Here is a 19,440-nt window from a genome sequence, read left to right as displayed (position 1 = left end):
AAATGACCCTTCGCTAAAAAAGAACAACAAAAGCCATGAAGGAAACCGTACTGATCGAGCGTCTGGAAGATGGGCTTGCCCGGGTGATTCTTAACAAGCCCGAGACGGGCAATGCCTACGACGATGAAATGATTTGCACTCTGGTCACGGCGCTGGATGATCTGGCCGACGATGCATCACTGAAGCTGATTTGGCTCAGTGGCAAGGGAGCGCATTTTTGCAGCGGGCCAGATAGGCAATGGTTGAAACGCCGTGAAGGCGTCGGCCGCGCCGAGCACCAACAGGACGCCGAACAGATGTCGCGTCTGCTGGAAACCCTGTACCAGTTCCCGGCGCCTGTTCTGTTGACCGTGCGTGGCGATGTGAATGCGGTGGCGGTCGGCATTGCCAGTTGTTGCGATATGGTGCTGGCCAGTGAAAAAACCTCGTTCTGTATTACCGAGTCGCTGTTTGGCCAGGTGCCTGCGCTCAGCAGCCCCTATCTGACCAAGGCTCTGGGCGAGCGCGCCGCCAAATATTACTCACTGACCGGGGAAATCATGGATGCTTACACCGCAACCCGCCTGGGGCTGGTGCATCGGCTGGTACCCGGCGATGAACTGGAAGCGATCGCCACCGTGCTGGCGCGTGGCATTCTGTCTCGCAGCCAGAACTCCCTTCAAGTCACCAAGGCAACCTTCAACCTGGTGGCCAATGAGCCCTACGACGAAGCCCTGCTGGAAACCATGATCGAATGCTCAACGGACGTCCGACTGACCCAGTCGGAAACGCTTCGCAAGCGGCGAGCGAATGGTCGCGCTACTACCATTAGTCCAGAAAAAGACTAGCGCTCTAACGCAGCCGCCAAAAACGGAATCAACTGATTCATCACATCCTCGACGCCTGAGTCTTCGCCGGTGTCGGCCATCGACATGTCTCGTAACACCTCAATGCTCGACATGGTGAACACGCAGGCGCCGATGGCGAAATGAATTCTCCAGAATATTTCGCGGGGCGAGAGCTCCGGGTGGGCCGCGCGCAGATACAGAATGAAGCGGCTGTAAGTCTGATGGTAATTCTCTTTCAGAAAACGACGCAGATGTCCCTGGGCCTGTGTATAGGCCAAGCCGAGCAGGCGCATGAAGACCGACAGCTTACGGGTGCCAACGGTGGAGTGAACACCGGTCAGCATGGTTCGGGCGAGCACATCCAGAACATCGTGGAGACTGGGTTCCTGGACCGCTGCCGCCATGACGGTCAGCTCTTTATCCAGTTTGCTGCAAAAGGGGCTCAGAAAGCGCGCAAAAACAGCCTGAATCAGGTCTTTCTTCGAGCCGAAATGGTAGTTCACCGCGGCCAGGTTAACCTTGGCCCGGGTTGTGATCATCCTTAAGGAGGTTTCGGCAAACCCTTTCTCAGCGAAAAGCTCTTCGGCTGAATCCAGAATGCGGGTGACGGTATCGGCTTGGCTCATGGTTCGGTCTCGGATATGGCAAAGGCGAGGCTGACTACAACCCCAGTCACTGGTTACTCGTTTACGGTCGACGCCTATGGTTTCGTGCGATTGTTTAAAACGACCGTTTAAAACGAGAATATACATGACTTATGGCCAGTTTGCAGGCCTTTTTCACCCGGTCGGACAGGAACGCATCCTACCCTGCAGTTAACGTAGCGACCGGGGTGTAAAAACACCGATCGAAGCTGACACTCCGGGGCTTATCCTGTACTGTCAACGGCAGGTATAGCTGGTGTGCTGGCGAGCGATATCGCTTGAAAAACGGCAACCGGCCTATACTATTGATTCGGGTTCACATTATGGAGGTTTGCCCATGGCTGACTATCAAGGTACCGTCACGTCGCGTTCGGAATCGGCGCTGGCGACCAATAAAGTACTACGAAATACCTATCTGCTGTTGTCGATGACACTGGTGTTCAGTGCCGTTACGGCAATGATCGCCATGGCTGTCGGAATGCCTCAGGGTGGTGCACTGATCATGATGCTTGCCGCTATCGGCATCGTCTGGTTTGTACTGCCACGCGCGTACAACTCAAGCATGGGCATTGTCTGGACCTTCGCCTTCGCAGGCCTGATGGGTGCCAGTCTGGGGCCCATGCTGACCGCTTACCTGGCGTTGGCCAATGGCCCTTCCATCGTCGCGCAAGCGCTGGGTGGTACGGCACTGGTCACTTTTGGTTTGTCGGCTTATGCCGTAACCACGAAAAAAGACTTCAGCTTCCTGGGCGGTTTCGTCATGGTTGGCATGATTGTCGTGCTGGTCGCGATTCTGGCCAACCTGTTTCTGTCGATCCCGGTCTTAAGCCTGGCTATTTCCGCTGGTGTGGTGTTGTTGATGTCACTGCTGATCCTTTTCGACACAAGCCGCATTGTGAATGGTGGTGAAACTAACTACGTTCGCGCGACGGTGTCGCTGTATCTCGATATCTACAACCTCTTTGTTCACCTGTTGGTGCTGGTCGGTGCTCTGTCCGACGACTGACCGGGTTGAACCGATTGGAGACAAAGGCCGCTTAAAGCGGCCTTTTTTGTGTGTGATATGATGCGCCCATGAACATTCAACTGAACCTTTACCAAGCACCCTGGCACCATGTGAGTCACCGGGACGCCCTCGCCTACGCCCGGGCTAGCTTCGCCCGGGGTGACCGGATTGAGCGTGTGTTCTTCTTTATGGATGCCGTCTATGTCGGTCTGATTACTCAGTCTCCAGCCTCCGATGAAATCGACCTGAGACAAGCCTGGCTCGACTTCGCCGCCGAATCCGGTTGCGAGTTATTGCTGTGTATTGCGGCCTCGGCCAACCGGGGGTTACTGAATGACACTGAAGCACAACGCTATCAAAGCCCTGTCTCGACCGTCACAGAGCCCTTTCAGTTGGTCGGTTTGGGCCAGTGGGCACTGGGCTATGGTGAAGCCGACAAGGTAGTGAGTTTTCGATGAACATGACCGCGAATTCAACAACTGAGCCAGGCTCAGATCATTTTGACACTCTGGTGCTAATCACCCGTCCGCCGTACCAGGGCCGGCAGAGTGAGGAAGTACTGGAAGCGGTCATGAGCCTGGCGCTCTTCGACCGCGACCATGCGGTGGTATTCTTTGATCAGGGCCTGGGTTGGCTGGCCGACAACCAGGCACCCGTTGACAGCAAGAACCTCAACAAACAACTGAGTGCACTGCCCCTATACGGCAGTGAAGCCCTGTTTTACTGCGCCGCTCATCAACACCGCGTTCTGGGTCAGGAAATTCACCGGGATGACATTCAGGCTTGCTCGCTGGATCAACTGGCTTACTGGCTCCGCCATGCGCGCTATGTGGAGGTGTTCTGATGGCCCTGCTGACAATCACTGCCGTGCCTGGCGAGGCACAACGGGAACTCTTTGATCTCTGGCTGCAAGCCGGAGATGTCATTGTGGTGCGCGAAGATGCCCGCCCGCTGATGTGGCAGCCCAACCCGACGCCTGCCCGGGGCTGTATCCGCCAGGCCGATGCCGATGCGTTGGGCGGCCAGCGCCACCCGGACTGGGCGGTCATAAGCGATCAGGAATGGGCCGATCTGATCGCTGAACATCAGCCACAACTGACCTGGTAAAGCCAGCCCGTGAAGCCCGCTCAACACCACAGAAAACCTGAGTAAACGAGATGAATGAACGAACACTGACGGCCAGCTTAGAGACCGACCATCTTGGCTTTCTGCTCAATGCAACGCACTGGACGCGAGACTGGTGCCTCGATATCGCCAGTCAGCAAGGGCTCTCGCTGACCGACCAGGATATGGCCATTGTTGAATCACTGCGTGAATTCTACTTTGAATACGACTTGTCGCCCGCCATGCGCCCTCTGGTGAAGCATCTGAAAGCCCGGTTCGGGGCCGAGGTGGGCAACAGCATTTTCCTGATGCAGCGTTTTGGCGAAAGCCCGGCCCGTATGCTGGCTCTGCTAGCCGGCCTGCCCAAGCCCAAAAACTGCCTGTAATCCATTTATTGCCACCGCTGGATAAACCATGACAGATACCCTGAAGTTTGCCGACCTGATCCGGGCCCTGGGCCGGGGTAAGAACGGCAGCCGATCGCTGAGCCGTGAAGAAGCCCACTTTGCCATGCAGGAGATCTGGCATCAGCGTGAAACCCAGGCGCAGTTGGGTGCCCTGTTGATGCTGATGCGCGTTAAGGAAGAAACGTCGGAAGAGCTGGCCGGCATGGCTCAGGCGGTACGCGATGAACTCGAGCAATGGGCCGGCCAACCCATGCGGATCGACTGGCCAGCCTACGCTGGAAAACGCCGCCAACCTTCCTGGTATGTGTTAGCGGCCAAAGCGCTGGCGCAGGGCGGCTATACGGTTTTCATGCACGGCGGTGGTGAACATACGGCCGGGCGCCAGTATGCCCGCCAGGTGTGCGACGCGCTGGGCATTCCCGTTGCAGCCTCGTGGCAGGAAGCGGCCAGACTGAGCCGGGACCACGCTATGGTCTACTGTCCGCTGGTCAGCTTTGCCCCTACTCTGTCGCACATCATCGATATGAAACGGGAACTGGGGTTACGCTCACCGGTCAATACCCTGGTTCGCAACATGAACCCGACCGGCGCACGGGTTACGGTGCAAGGCATGTTTCACCCCAGCTATAAAGCCCTGCACCACGACACCGCAGGCTTACTGGGTGATTCCCATAACGTTGTTCTCAAAGGTGACTGTGGCGAATTTGAAGTCAGACCGGATTCGGATACAACCGTGCTGGTTCATTGCCCGCAGCATCCGAAGCAAATAGAGGTACCCAGGCGACTGCCAAAACGGGCGGTGCGCCCGGACGAGCCCTCAATGGCGCTGTTGCAGTCAACCTGGGCGGGCGAGGCTGAGTCGGATTACAGCCTGGCCGCCATTCAGGACACCATGGCCCTGGTACTGATGGTTGCTGATGAAGTCTCACTCCGGGAGGCCCGCGAGAAAGCGGAAAGACTCTGGCAGCAACGGTCGGTCACTCTCTAACCATCAAAGTCGCCTTAAGCCTGTTAGCAGAGTGATAAAAGTGGCACGTATCTTGAGATAACCCCTGTATCGGGGGTTATTACCTTAAAAAACCGCCGATATCGCACCAAAAGTGAGCGCAGTACCCAAGACTGTGATTCAAAGCGACGCTCGGAGGCTGTAGTTATGACCGAACCCCTACCCCTGCATTTAAACGCCCAACAACTGAAAGTACTGATGGGTGCCGTCTTCTTCATAGGCATTACACTGGTGTCGGCTGCCATTGCCGTACTGGGCGCGGCCATTCTGGGTTTGCTACCGGTATCGTCTGCCGGCTACGGCCTGGCCCCGCTGATCAGCGGCATCGCTTCGGTCTCTGCTGCAGTCTTCCTGTCGCACTGATCAGATCGGCTCCAGAACCCTGAAATCAGCTGTGGCGACCACGATGCCTGCCAGTCAAACTGGCGGGCATGACCGATCAGCCATCATGCCTGATTGACGGTCACCGTAGAGCCCACCCAATTCAGACGCTCGTGCAACGACACCACCTCGCCCACAATGATCAGCGTAGGCGCCTGAGGCGGGTCTTCACGCACCAGATCCGGCAAAGTGGCCAGGGTACCGACCCAGAGCCGCTGTTCCGGCGTCGTGCCCTTCTGTACCAGCGCGATCGGAGTGTCAGCCGAGCGACCGTGCTGAATCAGCTTGTTGCAGATCTTCTCCAGCCCCATCAACCCCATGTAAAACACCACGGTCTGTTGGGGGCTTGCCAGCTCACTCCAGGGCAAATTCAGACTGCCATCCTTTAAGTGTCCGGTGACAAAACGCACCGACTGGGCATAGTCTCGGTGAGTCAACGGAATGCCAGTATAGGTTGAGCAGCCTGAAGCCGCGGTAATACCCGGAACCACCTGAAACGGAATTCCATGCTCGGCCAGCAAGTCGATCTCTTCACCACCCCGGCCAAAGATAAAGGGGTCACCGCCTTTCAGTCGCAGAACTTTCTTGCCCTCACGGGCAAGATCCACCAAACGCTGATTGATATCCTGTTGCGGTACCGCATGCTCGGACCGCTGCTTGCCCACATAAAGTCGTTCTGCATCCCGTCGCACGAGGTCCATAATGGCGTCCGAGACCAGTCGGTCATAGAGCACCACATCGGCCTGCTGCATCAGCCGCAGCGCCTTGAAGGTCAGCAGGTCCGGATCACCAGGCCCGGCCCCAACCAGGTAGACTTCGCCATGCTGCTCATCACCAGGGGCATCAATCATCGCCTTTAGCTGATGCTCAGCCTGCTCCATCCGACCGGCATAAACATGCTCGGCCACCGTGCCACCCAGCACCTTCTCCCAGAAGTAACGCCGGTCATCGAGGCTGGTAAAGCGTTTCTTAACGGCATTGCGAAAGCGAGATGCCAATTGTGCCAGGTGGCCATAACTTGCTGGAATCGTACTCTCCAGTTTCGCCCGCACCGAGCGTGCCAACACCGGTGCCTGGCCACTGGAAGTAATGGCAATGATCAGCGGGTCGCGATCGACCAGAGAAGGGAAAATGACATCGCACAGCTCAGGGGAATCGACCACGTTGACCAGCACACCGCGCGCGCGCGACTCCGCAGAGACACGCTGGTTCACTGACTCGATATCCGTGGCACTGACGACCAGCGCCTTACCATCGATGTCTGCCGGGTCAAAAACCCGCCATTCGCAGTGGCAATTTGGGTTGTTGGCAATTACCGGGAGAATTGAAGGAGCCACCACCTGAATTCGACACCCGGATCGCTGTAGCAGGTGAATCTTGCGCGCCGCAATATCCCCACCGCCAACCACCAGAATGGTCTTATCGGATAACTTATGGAACAACGGAAAATATTGCATGACCACTCCTAGAATAAGAACCCGACACTCATAGCTTTCACCGGGCCCGACACGGCGGGCACTGGCTTTTTGATGCCGGTGTTAGACCCGCCGTTGGGTCAGTCAATTAGTACCGAGAAAAACCCGGATATTGTTCGATTTAAGTAAAACGAGGTACAAAACCAAGTGCTGGCCACCGGGTAGACCCATCTGGGGGAGTCCGCAGCAGGGATGCTGCGGTCTAGGCCCCATGGACGGGTTAAGTGGGCGGCACTCCGCCCGACCCCAGATGGGTCTACCCGGTGGCTGGCACGATTATTCAGCCACCGAGCCGAGAGCAACCTCAACGCCAGGGTGCCACAGAACCATCTAATCAGATTAACTCAAGCCCAGCCATATAGGGTTTCAGAGCCTCTGGCACCCGAATACGCCCTTCTGCCGTCTGGTAGTTCTCCAATACCGCGACCAGAGTCCGGCCGACTGCCAGGCCCGAACCGTTGAGGGTGTGTACCAGCTCGGTTTTGTTAGTTTCCGGGTTGCGGTAGCGGGCCTGCATGCGGCGGGCCTGGAAATCAGTCATGTTCGAGCATGAGGAGATTTCCCGATAGGCCTGCTGGGCGGGCAGCCAGACTTCCAGATCGTAGGTTTTGGCGGCGCCGAAGCCCAGGTCACCACCGCACAGTAGAACTTTCCGGTAAGGCAACTCCAGACGCTGCAGAATGCTCTCTGCATGGCCTACGAGCGTTTCCAGGGCGTCCATCGATTCTTCAGGGCGCACGATGTGTACCAGCTCGACTTTCTCGAACTGATGCTGACGAATCATGCCACGGATGTCTCGCCCGTAGCTGCCTGCCTCTGAGCGAAAGCAGGAAGTGTGAGACGCAAATTTGAGCGGCAGTTCAGCTTCGCTGAGGATCTCATCGCGCACCAGATTGGTCAGCGGCACTTCCGAGGTCGGAATAAGATAATAATTGCTGGCATGATCGGTATTCAACTTAAAGAGATCTTCTTCGAACTTCGGCAATTGGCCGGTTCCCAGCAAAGACTCCTGGTTCACAATGAAGGGCACCTGAGTTTCCAGATAGCCGTGCTCCTGAACGTGGGTGTCGAGCATGAACTGAGCCAGAGCCCGGTGCAGCCGTGCAATGCCGCCGCTCATCACCGAAAAACGGCTGCCGGTCAGCTTGGCCGCGCGCTCGAAATCCAGACCACCTGAGACGGCGCCAAGGTCGACGTGGTCTTTTACCTCAAAATCGAATTCAGGCGGCGTGCCCCAGCGCGACACTTCTTCATTGTCGTCTTCGCTCTTCCCCTCGGGCACGGCAGCATCCGGCACATTGGGCATGCCCAGTAGCAGGTCGTCCAGTTGTGCCTGAATCTGCTTCAGATCTGCCTCTTTAGCACCCAGTTGCTCGGCAATGGTATCCAGTGTCTTCTGTACCTGAGCCTTGGCCTCGTCGACCGACATGCCCTGCCCGACCAGCTGCCCGATCTGCTTTGACGCCTTCTTGCGCTCCGCCTGCAGCTGCTCGGTCTCGACCTGAACGGACTTGCGGCTCGACTCCAGGGACTCGAAAGCCGACACATCGAGTTCGTAGTGTTTCACCCGAAGTTGATCAGCAAGCGTGGTGATGTCCTGTCTCAGCCGTTTTATGTCCAGCATGGGCGTTTCTGTCCTGTTAGAGTCGATTGGGAGTTAGTAGATCGCCATTGGGATACGCATGTTCTGATTCCCGTTCGGCGGGCGCCTAGAATACCAGCTTACCCACCCCAAAGCCCAGCGCTGCGGCGGCCAGGCAGGTTAGGATACTGGCGAAGGTATAACCGAGTGCCATCCAGTACTGCTGCTGTTGCAGCAACACCAGATTCTCAAGAGCAAAACTGGAAAAGGTGGTAAAGGCCCCGAGAATGCCGACCAGCAGCAACCGGTGCCAGAGTGTATCGGTTCCGGTGAAGCGCAGCATCAGCACCACAAAGACCAGCCCCATCACAAAGCTGCCAACCGCATTAACGGTGAAGGTACCTAGCGGGAAATGGCTACCGTGTAGACGGTTAAAGAAGGTAACCACCCAGAATCTGCCCATGGCGCCCAGACTGCCGCCCAGAGCGATGGCCAACCAGTGGCTTAAGGGTATCGACATGCATTCACACTCCCTGCTGATCTCACGGTACCCGCATTATTGCCGATGCTGTTCATCCAGATCACGCAAAAAGGCCAGTTTCTCGGCAATTTTCTTCTCCAGCCCGCGATCCACTGGTTGATAAAAGCGCTGATCAACCAGCGCTTCGGGCAGATAGTGCTCGCCGGCGGCGTAGGCATGGGGTTCATCGTGGGCGTAGCGGTAGTCGTGGCCGTAGCCCAGCTCTTTCATCAGCGCTGTGGGCGCGTTGCGCAAATGCACCGGTACTTCATGGCTCTGATCGGACTGAACCCGGGCCATCACCTCGTTAAACGCCTTGTAGACGGCGTTGCTTTTGGGTGCACACGCCAGATAGACCACGGCCTGAGCCAGACTCAACTCCCCCTCCGGGCTGCCCAGGCGTTCCTGAACCTGCCAGGCATCCATAGCCAGGGACAGGGCGCGCGGGTCGGCATTGCCGATGTCTTCACTGGCCATACGTACCAGTCGGCGCGCGATATAAAGCGGATCACAGCCGCCGTCGAGCATGCGGCACAGCCAGTACAGCGCACCATCCGGCGAAGAGCCGCGAACACTCTTGTGCATGGCCGAGATCTGGTCGTAAAACGCATCGCCGCCCTTGTCGAACCGGCGAGTCTGGCCCTGGGTTAACTGCGACAAACGCTCTAGAGTCAAACCGTCTGGTTCATCGGCGTAGAGATCCGCCGATAACTCAAGCAAATTGTAGAAACGGCGGGCATCACCATCGGCAAGGGCAAACAGCCGCTGCTGAACGTCGCCATCAATTGCCAGCTTTGCGACCGCGCTGTCTTGCCCCCGGGCCTGGTCAAGCAAGGCGGCCATGTCGTCCAGCGAGACAGGCTTGAGCGGATAGACCCGGGCGCGAGACAGCAGTGCGGCATTGAGTTCAAAGCTGGGGTTTTCGGTGGTTGCCCCCACAAAAATGAAGGTGCCGTCTTCAACGTAAGGCAGAAAGGCATCCTGCTGGGCTTTGTTGAAGCGATGCACCTCATCGACGAACAGCAAGGTACGCCGCCCTTCGGCCTTGGCTTGCAGAGCCCGTTCAGCAGCAGCTTTGATGTCCTTAACGCCAGACTGAACCGCCGACAGCGCCTCGAACCGCGACGACGTTGAATGCGCCAGCAACCGCGCCAGGGTGGTTTTTCCAACGCCGGGCGGGCCCCAGAAAATCATCGAATGCAGTTGATCCTGCTCAATGGCCCTGAGCAGGGGTTGCCCCTGTCCCAGAATATGCGACTGGCCGATGTAGCCAGCCAGGGTTTTGGGTCGCATCCGCTCCGCCAGAGGTGCGAAGGGGTTGGACTCGGTTGCGCTGAACAGGTCGGCCATGAGGGTTACATCTGTTCGAAGACGTCGGTGCCCTCAGGCGGGGTAAACTCAAAGTCCGCGGCATCCAGCGTCAGGTTGGTTTCAACGTTGCTGAAGGTGATACGGGTGTCCTGCCCCAGGTTGTCACTGAGCCGAAGTTCGCTGATGCGGCCGTTTTCAAACAGCAGCGTCATGTCCTCGAAGACAGCGTCTTCATCCAGAGGGTAAAGGCGATAGGCCGTCAGGCTCTCGTTCGCCGCCTCTGTGACATCGTAGGAGGTTCTCAGCGTGGATTCGGGCTGACTGAGGATCATCGCCGGCGATTCCTGCAATTGATTGGTAACAGGCTGGTAGGTCGCCTGCAGCAGGTCCGGGTCATGAACCCAGAGTGTCTCACCATCGGAAATGACGGATTGCTCGTAGGGCGCAGATACCTCCCAGACAAACTTGAGCGGGCGCGCAATCTTCATAATACCCCGAGCCTGGTCGCCGCGCAGCTCACCATCGGCATAAGTCTCCTGACGAAACTCTGCCTGCAGGGTTTCCGTCGACTGCAGCAGATCGATCAGACGCTGTCGGGCGGCGTCATCGGCGTGAACCTGGGGCGTAATGGCTGCCCAACTGAGCAGCACCGCAACGCCGGACCGGGCAAAAAATGTCAACATGAATCGCTCTCCTGAGCCACTAGCTATGAACAGGCGGTTAATATCAACCAGTTACCCCGCTGGCGGGGGTGGTGCCAGCACTTCCCGGCTGCCATTGTGGCCGGCCGAGCTGACAATCCCGGCGGCCTCCATCGTATCAACCAGACGAGCGGCCCGGTTGTAGCCAATGCGTAATTTACGCTGTACTGAAGAAATCGAGGCTTTGCGGCTTTGGGTTACAAAGGCCACTGCCTCATCAAACAGCGGGTCGCTTTCGGGGTTGTCCTCGCCATCGTCCAGTGAGGGAACTCCCGGCAGATCAGCTTCGCCGCCGGAGAGAATTTCCTCGATGTAGTCGGGCTGACCGCGCTTCTTCCACTCGGCCACCACGCGGTGAACTTCATCGTCGTCGACAAAGGCACCGTGCACCCGAACCGGTAAACCGGTGCCCGGCGGCAGATACAACATATCGCCGTGGCCCAGCAGCTGCTCGGCGCCGCCCTGGTCCAGAATGGTCCGGGAATCGATCTTGGAAGACACCTGAAACGCTATGCGGGTGGGAATGTTGGCCTTGATCAGACCGGTAATCACGTCCACCGAGGGCCGCTGGGTGGCGAGAATCAGGTGAATACCCGCCGCCCTGGCTTTTTGCGCCAGCCGGGCGATCAGTTCTTCCACCTTCTTACCGACAATCATCATCATGTCGGCGAATTCATCGACCACCACGACAATAAACGGCAGAGTTTCCAGTTCCGGTGTTGGTGCGTGCGGATCAAGCGTGTCAAAGGGCTCATAGAGCGGGTCGAGCAATGGTTCACCGTCGCGCCGGGCATCTTCAACCTTCTTGTTGAACCCGGCGATGTTGCGCACCCCAACCTTCGACATCAGTTTGTAGCGACGTTCCATCTCGGCAACACACCAGCGCAGGCCATTGGCCGCGTCTTTCATATCGGTGATCACCGGCGTGAGCAAATGGGGAATGCCCTCATAAACCGACAATTCCAGCATCTTGGGGTCGACCAGAATTAACCTGACCTCCTCCGGTGTTGCCTTGAACAGCAGGCTGCACAGCATGGAGTTCACGCCGACCGACTTACCGGACCCGGTGGTACCGGCGACCAGCAAATGCGGCATTTTGCCCAGATCGGCTACAACCGGGGCACCGCCGATGTCATGGCCCAGGGCCAGCGTCAGCGCTGATTTGGCTTTGTCGTAGGCGCTGGACTGCAAAACATCGCTCAGCCGCACAATGTCGCGTTTTTCATTGGGGATCTCGATACCCACAGTCGTTTTGCCGGGAATGATCTCTACCACCCGAACACTGACCAGCGCCATCGACCGCGCCAGGTCTTTTGCCAGGTTTGATATTTTCGATACCTTGATGCCGGCGGCTGGTTGAATCTCAAACCGGGTAATCACCGGACCGGGGGCTACCTCGGTCACCTCGGCATCGACATTGAAGTCTTTGAGTTTGATTTCCAGCATGCGTGACATGGCTTCCAGCGCTTCCTGGCTGTAGCCATTATTGGTGTCGTGCTCGCCAGAAGTCAGCAGGCTCAGAGCCGGCAGCGGGGTATTTGAGTCGCCCCCGGTAAACAGCGGTTGCTGCTTTTCTTTCTGCATGCGTTCACTGGGCTCAGTGACTTTGGGCTGCAACGGCTTGATCTGAGGCGGCTTGCGCTTCGACTGTTTCTCGATCTGAATGTCGAGATTGGCCTTACGGGTTTCAACCACCTGCCTGACCTGGGCTTTTTCCGCCTTACGGCGGCGGCGCGACTGCAGGCTGTCACGCAACGCAGTGACGCCTGAAAACAGCAATCGGCCTATGCGCTCCATCAACCGCAACCAGGAGACATTCATGGCCAGCGTCAGCGAGATGAACCACAGAACGACCAGCAAGAGGGTCGTACCGGTCATGCCCAAAATCGGGAATATCCACTCTGAAAGCTCAATGCCCAGCCAGCCGCCGGCGCTTGCAGTTTGATTGCTGGCAATATGCACCGTTGCCAGGGCACTGCTGACACAGACAAAGAGCGCCCAGCCCAGTGTGCGGATGGCGATCAACAGCGGGTTCCAGTGCAGCCCGGCCTTGCGATCGCGAAACGTTGCCCAGGCTCTAAACAGGAAAATGGCCGGCAAGCCATAGGCCAGACCACCGACCAGGCTGAACAGCAATGACGACAGGTAGGCCCCAGCCGTGCCCGCCATGTTGCGGACGCCCTCGCCCGCACCGGAATAGGCCCAGCCCGGGTCGGACGGATGGTGAGAGGCCAGAGCAATCAGCAGATAGACGCCCACCGCCAGAGACAGCAGTAAACTGCCCTCGTGCAGCAAGCGCTGTTTTACATCCAGAACTCTGTGGTCGTCACGCGCTCGTGAGAGTTCCTTGCGTGCCGAAGCGTTCTTTTGCGTCAAATCGAAGTTACCTGTCTAGTGTGTCGGTCATGTTTGGCTGTAAGGTCCCTGCCCTGCATATCGTTGCAGGCTCGCATTCTAGCTGAAGCACACCGGGCACAGAAAGCACCCGACGGCCGTTTAACTCAGCCCGAGGATACGCTGATCCGTCCGGGCGTGGCAGTCCACGTCAAAGAGCACTAAGATACCACAGTATGAAGCCCAACTTATTGATACACCGAGCATTTTTATGCCACAACTAAGCTGGCTGGAGGCTGAACAGAACGCCTGCTTTCCACCGACTACCGAGGCTCTGGCCAATCCGCCGGGCTTGCTGGCGGCGGGCGGCGCGCTGACACCGGAGTGGCTGCTGACCGCTTACGAGCGAGGCATATTCCCCTGGTACAGCGACGGAGAGCCCATTCTGTGGTGGTCTCCCGAGCCGCGCATGGTGCTGTTACCGGGCGAGATGCACCTGTCTCGCAGCCTTCGCAAAGCCTACCGCCAGGCACCACCGACGATCACCGTCAACACGGCCTTTAGCCGGGTTATAGAGGCTTGTCAGGCCCCGAGGGCCCGTCAACCCGGCACCTGGATTACCGCGCCGATGCGCGACGCCTATACAGAACTGCATCAGTTGGGCTGGGCTCATTCCATCGAGGTATGGCGGGATGACGATCTAATAGGTGGCCTGTACGGCATCGGCATCGATGGCATTTTTTTCGGCGAAAGCATGTTCTCGCGGCGCACCAACGGCTCTAAACTGGCTTTGCTGGCGCTGCAGGAAGCCGCGCTGCTGCAATCGCTGCGCCTAATCGATTGCCAGGTCTATAATGATCACCTGGCCAGTCTCGGTGCCCGGGAGGTTGAACGACCATGGTTCGAGCAACAATTGCCCCGACAACGTCGCGCAGTGTCGCTTCCCGATGCGGTAGCCCTGAACCAGGCTATCTCAAGTCGCATCAGCCAGGGCAGTCCGGCTGCACCACTCATTTCTTCTGTCCGGGATGTTGCCGATGAAACCTGAGTCCGAGCAACAGGAAGACACCATCAAGCTGTACCGAACCGGTGAGCACAATTGCAGCTATCTGGACGGACAGCAGGCACGGACCCTGTTTCTCGATCCGGATCTGCACTTCTCCCTGCCTCTCTATGAACAGATGATGCACCTGGGTTTCCGGCGCAGCGGTCACCATCTGTACCGGCCGGATTGCGAAGCCTGCGGGGCCTGTATGCCATCTCGGGTGCGCGTCGCTCAGTTTCACTGGAAGCGTCGTTTCCGGCGCATTCTGGCTAAAAACCAGGACCTCAGCGTGCGCCGCCTGCCCTGTGAGTACAATTCCGAGCATTATCGGCTGTATGAGGCTTACATCAGTCACCGGCATTACCAGGGCGACATGTACCCACCCTCGGAAGACAGCTATCGTGAATTTCTGGTCAGTCGGCCAGATCTTGCGTTCATACTTGAATTCAGGCAGAACGATCAGGTCGTGGCGGTTGCCTTTACCGACCGTATGGAAACCGGATTGTCAGCCACTTACACCTTTTTTGACCCCGTTCAAAGCCAGCGCGGGCTGGGGGTGTTCAGCATCCTGACTCAGATACAGCTGTGTGAAACCCTGAACCTGCCGTTCCTGTATCTGGGCTACTGGGTGCCGGGGTCTGCGCAAATGACCTACAAGGCCGATTACCGGCCGCTAGAAGTGCTGATCAACCGGCACTGGCGGCTCCTCGATGATCACTTGATCGACGCCGTAGGGATTGAGTAAGTGAGAGCACTACCCTGCCTCTTTAGGTACCGATTTTCCAGCCAAATACCTGAATTTGCCCAGTTTTTTGATAAATGCCGGAAATTCAGGCAGAATGCCCGCCGGTTCCCATACTTACATGAGGTTGACACCCAGTAGTCAGCCTCAGCGGTCTTAATCAAAGGTGTGTACAAGCATATATGGCAAAAGAAGACGTTATTGAAATGGAAGGCGAGATTCTCGATACCCTTCCCAACACCATGTTCCGGGTCAAACTCGAAAATGGCCATGTCATTACTGCCCATATTTCAGGGAAAATGCGTAAAAACTACATTCGCATCCTGACGGGCGACAAGGTTAAGGTCGAACTGACACCTTACGACCTGACCAAAGGTCGTATCGTTTATCGCGCCCGCTAACGCACGTAGCCTGGGTCACGCGACCTGAAACAACCGCCAGACCCATTGTAAAAGAACACCCTCCGGGTGTTTTTTTGTCTGTGCGCTCTGCACACGACTCAGACAAACAAAAAAAGGCACCCGGAGGTGCCTTTTTAATAATCCTAACGTTCTTACACGTCAGACCGTCTCTGCTTCTTCCTCGACTTCCAGCGTCAGCTCATCGTTACGGATGTGCACATAGACGGTACCGCCACGAGACAGCGGGCCGAAGAGAATCATATCGGCCAAGGGGCGCTTCACCTTCTCCTGAATCAGGCGGCTCATTGGCCGGGCGCCCATGTGTTCGTCGTATCCTTTCTCGGCGAGCCAGGCGCGAACCTCATCGTCTACCTCCATCATGACGCGCTTGTCATCCAGCTGCGCCTGTAGCTCGGTCAGGAACTTGTCGACAATGCTGGTAACCACGGCAATCGGCAGTGCCTTGAACTGAACGATGGCATCCAGACGGTTGCGGAACTCCGGCGTGAACTGCTTGCGGATCATTTCCATCCCGTCCGTGCTGTTGTCCTGCTCCAGGAAGCCCATAGACCGGCGGTTAATTTCCTGCGCACCGGCGTTGCTGGTCATGATCAGAATGACATTACGGAAATCTGCCTTGCGCCCGTTGTTGTCGGTCAACGTACCGTGGTCCATGACCTGCAGCAGCAGGTTGAAGACATCCGGGTGTGCTTTTTCAATTTCATCGAGCAGCAGCACACAATGCGGATGCTTGGATACCCCATCGGTCAGCAAACCACCCTGATCGAATCCGACGTAGCCCGGAGGAGCCCCGATCAGACGCGAAGCGGTGTGGCGCTCCATGTACTCCGACATATCAAACCGCAACAGCTCAATACCCAGAGAATCGGCCAGCTGCTTCGAAACCTCTGTTTTACCCACCCCGGTCGGGCCAGCAAACAGGAAGGACCCGATGGGCTTGTCGACCGATTTCAGACCGGCACGGGCCAGCTTGATCGACGAGGCCAGTTGCTCAATGGCCTGCTCCTGCCCGAAGACGGTCATCTTCAGGTTACGCTCCAGATGCTCCAGTACTTCCTTGTCGTTACGGCTGACACTTTTCTCCGGAATGCGGGCAATGGAGGCAATGACTTTCTCAACATCACTGACGTTAATCGACTTCTTGCGTTTGCTGGCTGGCAACAGACGTTGAGCCGCACCCGCTTCATCGATGACATCAATGGCTTTATCCGGCAGGTGGCGGTCGGTGATGTACCGGGCCGACAGTTCTGCGGCCGCCTTCAGGGATTTATCGGTGTACTTGAGGTGGTGATGCTCCTCAAAACGCGACTTCAGCCCCTTCAGGATGCGATAGGTTTCATCGACCGAGGGCTCATTGACATCAATTTTCTGAAAACGACGGGTCAGCGCGCTGTCTTTCTCGAAAATGCCACGAAATTCCTGGAATGTCGTCGAGCCCATGCATCGGAGTTCACCGGAACTGAGCATCGGCTTGAGCAGATTGGAAGCATCCATAACGCCGCCAGATGCCGCCCCGGCACCGATGATGGTGTGGATTTCATCGATAAACAGAATCGACTTTTCCTTCTTCTTCAACTCGGCCAATAGCGTTTTCAAGCGTTTTTCGAAATCACCCCGATACTTGGTACCGGCAAGCAAGGCACCCAGATCCAGGGAAAAGACCTGGGCTCCTTCCATGATTTCAGGCACATCGTTGTCAATAATGCGTTTGGCCAGGCCCTCGGCAATGGCGGTTTTACCCACCCCGGTTTCCCCGACCAGCAGCGGATTATTCTTACGCCGGCGCGACAGGATCTGAATGACGCGCTCAACTTCGTGCTCGCGCCCTACCAGCGGATCGATCTGACCCTTACGGGCCAATTCGTTCAGGTTTGAGGCAAAACTTTCCAGAGCACTGCCCTGAACACCATCGCCACCGCCCTCTTCTTGTTGATCGGCGTTAAAATCTTCATTCGGCTGGGCATTCTCGCTTTGCACCTTGGAGATGCCATGGGCAATAAAATTGACCACATCGATGCGAGAGATGCTTTGCTGTTTGAGGAAGAACACCGCCTGGCTTTCCTGCTCGGAGAAAATGGCGACCAGCACATTAGCGCCAGTTACCTCTTTCTTGCCGGAGGACTGAACGTGGAAGACAGCACGCTGCAAGACCCGCTGGAACCCCAGGGTTGGCTGGGTTTCACGGTCTTCATCGTCAATCGGAATCAGGGGAGTTGTGGAATCAATGAATTCCGTCAGGTCGCGACGCAGTTGCGGAATGTCGGCAGCACAGGCCGTCAGCACCTCGGCTGCAGCATGATTGTCCAGCAACGCCAGCAACAGGTGCTCCACGGTCATGAACTCATGCCGCTTGCCCCGCGCATCTTTGAACGCATTATTCAGCGTCAATTCGAGATCTTTACTTAGCATGGTATATAACCCTCTTGCTGATCACTGGTCATCTGCCTTTTCTACCTCACACACCAGGGGATGTTCATTGTCCCTGGAATACTGGTTCACCATGGCTGCCTTGGTTTCCGCGATATCTCTAGTATAGACGCCGCACACACCTTTGCCTTGAGTGTGCACCGCTAACATGACTTGTGTCGCCTTTTCCCGGGACATGTAAAAAAAGTTCTCGAGTATGTGTACCACAAACTCCATTGGGGTGTAGTCGTCGTTCAACAAAATCACCCGGTAAAGAGGGGGTTGCTTAAGCTCCGGATCCTGAGTCCGGGTGGCGACGCCATAGTCGTCTCCCTGCTCGGGCTCGTCGGGCCCCAGCCGTGGGGTGCCAGCGTGAATACCCTTCATTCCGGCGTCGTACAGATCTGGTTTTCCAGTAGTAGTAATGGTCATAGGTCGATGTTCAAACTCATTCAGATTATACGGTGGGGCTGACCCGGTGGTTTTCCAATGACTCAACGACAGGATGTTTTCCTGTAAACCCAATTATGCGCGTCACAGCGTCGGGCTCAAGCAATCGAACAGTGTTAAAGTTACCGTAGCCGTGCTGAACCGGGCGTATTTTCAGTAACATCAGGTGAACACAACGTGCGCTGCTTCATAACTCAGCGAGTTGGTGCTTGACTTCAAAGGTTCAACAACCAACCATAGCCTAACCGTTAGATCTGTATGAATACTGTACAGCTCGACTCGGTGGTCAATGAGGCCTAGTAGTCCTAGTAGTCGATGTATCGTGGCTGTTGAATACAACCGCTCACAGCACGCAGGTAAGGTTAGTGAATAACCTTTGGGTATGCCAACGAGTCGTCGGTATTTCCCCTGCAGGGCGTGTAACGTCTGGCTGTGGACGGGTTGGGTGTGAACCTTACAGAGCATTGCATATCGTTACCTCGAAATGCAACTCGCTGGGTGGAACGGTTCAAACCAACAAGTCTCTCACGAGACTCAGGGAAGAGGCTGGCCGGAGACTGAACAACACCCTGCCAATGAGTGGCTGTCCATCTCTACCTAGGTGTCATTGTGAACAGGGGTTGACCCGGTCAAGCAAGTGGGCCTGGTCGATTTCAAGTTGTAATTTAACGTGGTCGTAAGGAGTCCGTTATGCCCGTAGGGAAAGTAAAGTGGTTCAACAACGCAAAAGGTTTCGGATTCGTCGTTTGTGACGAACATGAAGAAGACCTGTTTGCCCATTTCTCCTCCATTCAGATGGAAGGCTACAAGACACTCAAGGCCGGACAACCGGTGGAATTTGACACCGTCAAGGCCGATCGCGGCATTCATGCTGTTAACATTCGTGCATTACCTGAGCCTGGTGCGCAAACAGCCGCCTCCCCTGCCCAGTCTACTGAAACAGCCCAGCCTGCCAAGGAGCGCGCAACCAGCGATTACCCTGACTAAACCGAACCGGCTGGCACAGAAAGCCGACTTCCGTTGAAGGATAAAAAAAGCCTGGCTATTGCCAGGCTTTTTTGGATGTGCCGGGTCTAG

At 56.6% G+C, this 19,440-nt stretch carries 21 protein-coding genes; 12 read left to right on the top strand and 9 right to left on the bottom strand.

Annotated elements, in window-relative coordinates:
• The first annotated feature begins 35 nt into the window (after nt 1-35).
• Nucleotides 36-827: an enoyl-CoA hydratase-related protein gene (locus ACHUE7_RS06870; RefSeq protein ID WP_394169324.1), complete on the top strand. Its 792-nt coding sequence runs from the start codon at nt 36-38 to the stop codon at nt 825-827.
• Here the strand turns inward: ACHUE7_RS06870 and ACHUE7_RS06865 are convergent.
• Nucleotides 824-1,453 carry a TetR/AcrR family transcriptional regulator gene (locus ACHUE7_RS06865; protein WP_394169323.1) on the bottom strand — a complete coding sequence of 210 codons (630 nt, stop codon included), beginning with the start codon at nt 1,451-1,453 and terminating at the stop codon, nt 824-826. The genes ACHUE7_RS06870 and ACHUE7_RS06865 overlap by 4 nt on opposite strands.
• A gap of 355 nt (nt 1,454-1,808) precedes the next feature.
• Between ACHUE7_RS06865 and ACHUE7_RS06860 the strand changes: the two genes are divergently transcribed.
• The 7 genes from ACHUE7_RS06860 to ACHUE7_RS06830 all read left to right on the top strand — a co-directional run bounded on the left by ACHUE7_RS06860 (nt 1,809) and on the right by ACHUE7_RS06830 (nt 5,357).
• Nucleotides 1,809-2,477 carry a Bax inhibitor-1/YccA family protein gene (locus ACHUE7_RS06860; RefSeq protein ID WP_394169322.1) on the top strand — a complete coding sequence of 223 codons (669 nt, stop codon included), beginning with the start codon at nt 1,809-1,811 and terminating at the stop codon, nt 2,475-2,477.
• A 68-nt stretch (nt 2,478-2,545) separates the two neighbouring features.
• Complete coding sequence (gene tusD, locus ACHUE7_RS06855) at nt 2,546-2,935, top strand: sulfurtransferase complex subunit TusD (protein ID WP_394169321.1); 390 nt, start codon at nt 2,546-2,548, stop codon at nt 2,933-2,935.
• Nucleotides 2,932-3,321 (top strand): DsrE family protein, encoded by a 390-nt coding sequence (locus ACHUE7_RS06850; RefSeq protein WP_394169320.1) that lies wholly within the window; start codon nt 2,932-2,934, stop codon nt 3,319-3,321. Before tusD ends, ACHUE7_RS06850 begins: the two co-directional genes overlap by 4 nt.
• Entirely contained in the window at nt 3,321-3,584 is a 264-nt protein-coding gene (locus ACHUE7_RS06845; protein ID WP_394169319.1) for a hypothetical protein, read from the top strand. The genes ACHUE7_RS06850 and ACHUE7_RS06845 overlap by 1 nt, the downstream gene beginning before the upstream one ends.
• A gap of 50 nt (nt 3,585-3,634) precedes the next feature.
• Nucleotides 3,635-3,967, top strand: a complete 333-nt coding sequence (locus tag ACHUE7_RS06840; RefSeq protein WP_394169318.1) for a TusE/DsrC/DsvC family sulfur relay protein — start codon at nt 3,635-3,637, stop codon at nt 3,965-3,967.
• Between the two features lie 28 nt (nt 3,968-3,995).
• Nucleotides 3,996-4,976 (top strand): glycosyl transferase family protein, encoded by a 981-nt coding sequence (locus tag ACHUE7_RS06835; protein ID WP_394169317.1) that lies wholly within the window; start codon nt 3,996-3,998, stop codon nt 4,974-4,976.
• A 165-nt stretch (nt 4,977-5,141) separates the two neighbouring features.
• Nucleotides 5,142-5,357 (top strand): hypothetical protein, encoded by a 216-nt coding sequence (locus tag ACHUE7_RS06830; protein ID WP_127555396.1) that lies wholly within the window; start codon nt 5,142-5,144, stop codon nt 5,355-5,357.
• An 83-nt stretch (nt 5,358-5,440) separates the two neighbouring features.
• On the opposite strand, the gene cysG is transcribed toward ACHUE7_RS06830, so the two are convergent.
• The 6 genes from cysG to ACHUE7_RS06800 form a co-directional block, all read right to left on the bottom strand.
• On the bottom strand, nt 5,441-6,832 hold the full coding sequence (gene cysG, locus ACHUE7_RS06825) for a siroheme synthase CysG (RefSeq protein WP_394169316.1): 1,392 nt from the start codon (nt 6,830-6,832) through the stop codon (nt 5,441-5,443).
• 352 nt (nt 6,833-7,184) lie between these two features.
• Nucleotides 7,185-8,474, bottom strand: coding sequence for a serine--tRNA ligase (serS, locus tag ACHUE7_RS06820; RefSeq protein WP_394169315.1), 1,290 nt, complete (start codon nt 8,472-8,474; stop codon nt 7,185-7,187).
• 85 nt (nt 8,475-8,559) lie between these two features.
• Nucleotides 8,560-8,952: a fluoride efflux transporter CrcB gene (gene crcB, locus ACHUE7_RS06815; protein ID WP_394169314.1), complete on the bottom strand. Its 393-nt coding sequence runs from the start codon at nt 8,950-8,952 to the stop codon at nt 8,560-8,562.
• A gap of 36 nt (nt 8,953-8,988) precedes the next feature.
• The gene (locus ACHUE7_RS06810) at nt 8,989-10,302 is read right to left on the bottom strand and encodes a replication-associated recombination protein A (RefSeq protein WP_394169313.1); all 1,314 of its coding nucleotides are present in this window, start codon (nt 10,300-10,302) and stop codon (nt 8,989-8,991) included.
• Between the two features lie 5 nt (nt 10,303-10,307).
• Nucleotides 10,308-10,946, bottom strand: a complete 639-nt coding sequence (gene lolA, locus ACHUE7_RS06805) for an outer membrane lipoprotein periplasmic chaperone LolA (protein WP_394169312.1) — start codon at nt 10,944-10,946, stop codon at nt 10,308-10,310.
• A 51-nt stretch (nt 10,947-10,997) separates the two neighbouring features.
• Nucleotides 10,998-13,340 (bottom strand): DNA translocase FtsK, encoded by a 2,343-nt coding sequence (locus tag ACHUE7_RS06800; RefSeq protein WP_394169311.1) that lies wholly within the window; start codon nt 13,338-13,340, stop codon nt 10,998-11,000.
• A gap of 229 nt (nt 13,341-13,569) precedes the next feature.
• Between ACHUE7_RS06800 and aat the strand changes: the two genes are divergently transcribed.
• The 3 genes from aat (at nt 13,570) to infA (ending at nt 15,486) form a co-directional block, all read left to right on the top strand.
• Nucleotides 13,570-14,346 (top strand): leucyl/phenylalanyl-tRNA--protein transferase, encoded by a 777-nt coding sequence (aat, locus tag ACHUE7_RS06795; protein ID WP_394169310.1) that lies wholly within the window; start codon nt 13,570-13,572, stop codon nt 14,344-14,346.
• Nucleotides 14,336-15,088, top strand: a complete 753-nt coding sequence (locus tag ACHUE7_RS06790) for an arginyltransferase (RefSeq protein WP_394169309.1) — start codon at nt 14,336-14,338, stop codon at nt 15,086-15,088. Before aat ends, ACHUE7_RS06790 begins: the two co-directional genes overlap by 11 nt.
• 179 nt (nt 15,089-15,267) lie before the next feature.
• Nucleotides 15,268-15,486 carry a translation initiation factor IF-1 gene (gene infA, locus ACHUE7_RS06785; protein ID WP_008043370.1) on the top strand — a complete coding sequence of 73 codons (219 nt, stop codon included), beginning with the start codon at nt 15,268-15,270 and terminating at the stop codon, nt 15,484-15,486.
• Between the two features lie 159 nt (nt 15,487-15,645).
• Here the strand turns inward: infA and clpA are convergent, their stop codons facing one another.
• Together clpA and clpS are read right to left on the bottom strand one after the other, a co-directional pair.
• Complete coding sequence (gene clpA / locus ACHUE7_RS06780; protein ID WP_348475246.1) at nt 15,646-17,916, bottom strand: ATP-dependent Clp protease ATP-binding subunit ClpA; 2,271 nt, start codon at nt 17,914-17,916, stop codon at nt 15,646-15,648.
• Nucleotides 17,917-17,937: 21 nt separating this feature from the next.
• Nucleotides 17,938-18,300, bottom strand: coding sequence for an ATP-dependent Clp protease adapter ClpS (gene clpS, locus ACHUE7_RS06775; RefSeq protein ID WP_394169885.1), 363 nt, complete (start codon nt 18,298-18,300; stop codon nt 17,938-17,940).
• Between the two features lie 753 nt (nt 18,301-19,053).
• Between clpS and ACHUE7_RS06770 the strand changes: the two genes are divergently transcribed.
• Complete coding sequence (locus tag ACHUE7_RS06770) at nt 19,054-19,350, top strand: cold shock domain-containing protein (protein ID WP_213677891.1); 297 nt, start codon at nt 19,054-19,056, stop codon at nt 19,348-19,350.
• The last annotated feature ends 90 nt before the right edge of the window (nt 19,351-19,440 follow it).

It is taken from the genome of Saccharospirillum alexandrii (assembly GCF_043641555.1).
Classification (GTDB): Bacteria; Pseudomonadota; Gammaproteobacteria; order Pseudomonadales; family Natronospirillaceae; genus Saccharospirillum; species Saccharospirillum alexandrii_A.
The sequence above is the reverse complement of the archived record's forward strand: the minus strand, read 5'-3'. Positions and strand labels throughout refer to the sequence as shown.

Bases quoted from the DNA above. Each gene is read 5' to 3' on its own strand.
- ACHUE7_RS06870 (WP_394169324.1), top strand. From the start codon at position 36: ATGAAGGAAACCGTACTGATCGAGCGTCTGGAAGATGGGCTTGCCCGG.
- ACHUE7_RS06865 (WP_394169323.1), bottom strand. From the start codon at position 1,453: ATGAGCCAAGCCGATACCGTCACCCGCATTCTGGATTCAGCCGAAGAG.
- ACHUE7_RS06860 (WP_394169322.1), top strand. From the start codon at position 1,809: ATGGCTGACTATCAAGGTACCGTCACGTCGCGTTCGGAATCGGCGCTG.
- tusD (WP_394169321.1), top strand. From the start codon at position 2,546: ATGAACATTCAACTGAACCTTTACCAAGCACCCTGGCACCATGTGAGT.
- ACHUE7_RS06850 (WP_394169320.1), top strand. From the start codon at position 2,932: ATGAACATGACCGCGAATTCAACAACTGAGCCAGGCTCAGATCATTTT.
- ACHUE7_RS06845 (WP_394169319.1), top strand. From the start codon at position 3,321: ATGGCCCTGCTGACAATCACTGCCGTGCCTGGCGAGGCACAACGGGAA.
- ACHUE7_RS06840 (WP_394169318.1), top strand. From the start codon at position 3,635: ATGAATGAACGAACACTGACGGCCAGCTTAGAGACCGACCATCTTGGC.
- ACHUE7_RS06835 (WP_394169317.1), top strand. From the start codon at position 3,996: ATGACAGATACCCTGAAGTTTGCCGACCTGATCCGGGCCCTGGGCCGG.
- ACHUE7_RS06830 (WP_127555396.1), top strand. From the start codon at position 5,142: ATGACCGAACCCCTACCCCTGCATTTAAACGCCCAACAACTGAAAGTA.
- cysG (WP_394169316.1), bottom strand. From the start codon at position 6,832: ATGCAATATTTTCCGTTGTTCCATAAGTTATCCGATAAGACCATTCTG.
- serS (WP_394169315.1), bottom strand. From the start codon at position 8,474: ATGCTGGACATAAAACGGCTGAGACAGGACATCACCACGCTTGCTGAT.
- crcB (WP_394169314.1), bottom strand. From the start codon at position 8,952: ATGTCGATACCCTTAAGCCACTGGTTGGCCATCGCTCTGGGCGGCAGT.
- ACHUE7_RS06810 (WP_394169313.1), bottom strand. From the start codon at position 10,302: ATGGCCGACCTGTTCAGCGCAACCGAGTCCAACCCCTTCGCACCTCTG.
- lolA (WP_394169312.1), bottom strand. From the start codon at position 10,946: ATGTTGACATTTTTTGCCCGGTCCGGCGTTGCGGTGCTGCTCAGTTGG.
- aat (WP_394169310.1), top strand. From the start codon at position 13,570: ATGCCACAACTAAGCTGGCTGGAGGCTGAACAGAACGCCTGCTTTCCA.
- ACHUE7_RS06790 (WP_394169309.1), top strand. From the start codon at position 14,336: ATGAAACCTGAGTCCGAGCAACAGGAAGACACCATCAAGCTGTACCGA.
- infA (WP_008043370.1), top strand. From the start codon at position 15,268: ATGGCAAAAGAAGACGTTATTGAAATGGAAGGCGAGATTCTCGATACC.
- clpA (WP_348475246.1), bottom strand. From the start codon at position 17,916: ATGCTAAGTAAAGATCTCGAATTGACGCTGAATAATGCGTTCAAAGAT.
- clpS (WP_394169885.1), bottom strand. From the start codon at position 18,300: ATGAAGGGTATTCACGCTGGCACCCCACGGCTGGGGCCCGACGAGCCC.
- ACHUE7_RS06770 (WP_213677891.1), top strand. From the start codon at position 19,054: ATGCCCGTAGGGAAAGTAAAGTGGTTCAACAACGCAAAAGGTTTCGGA.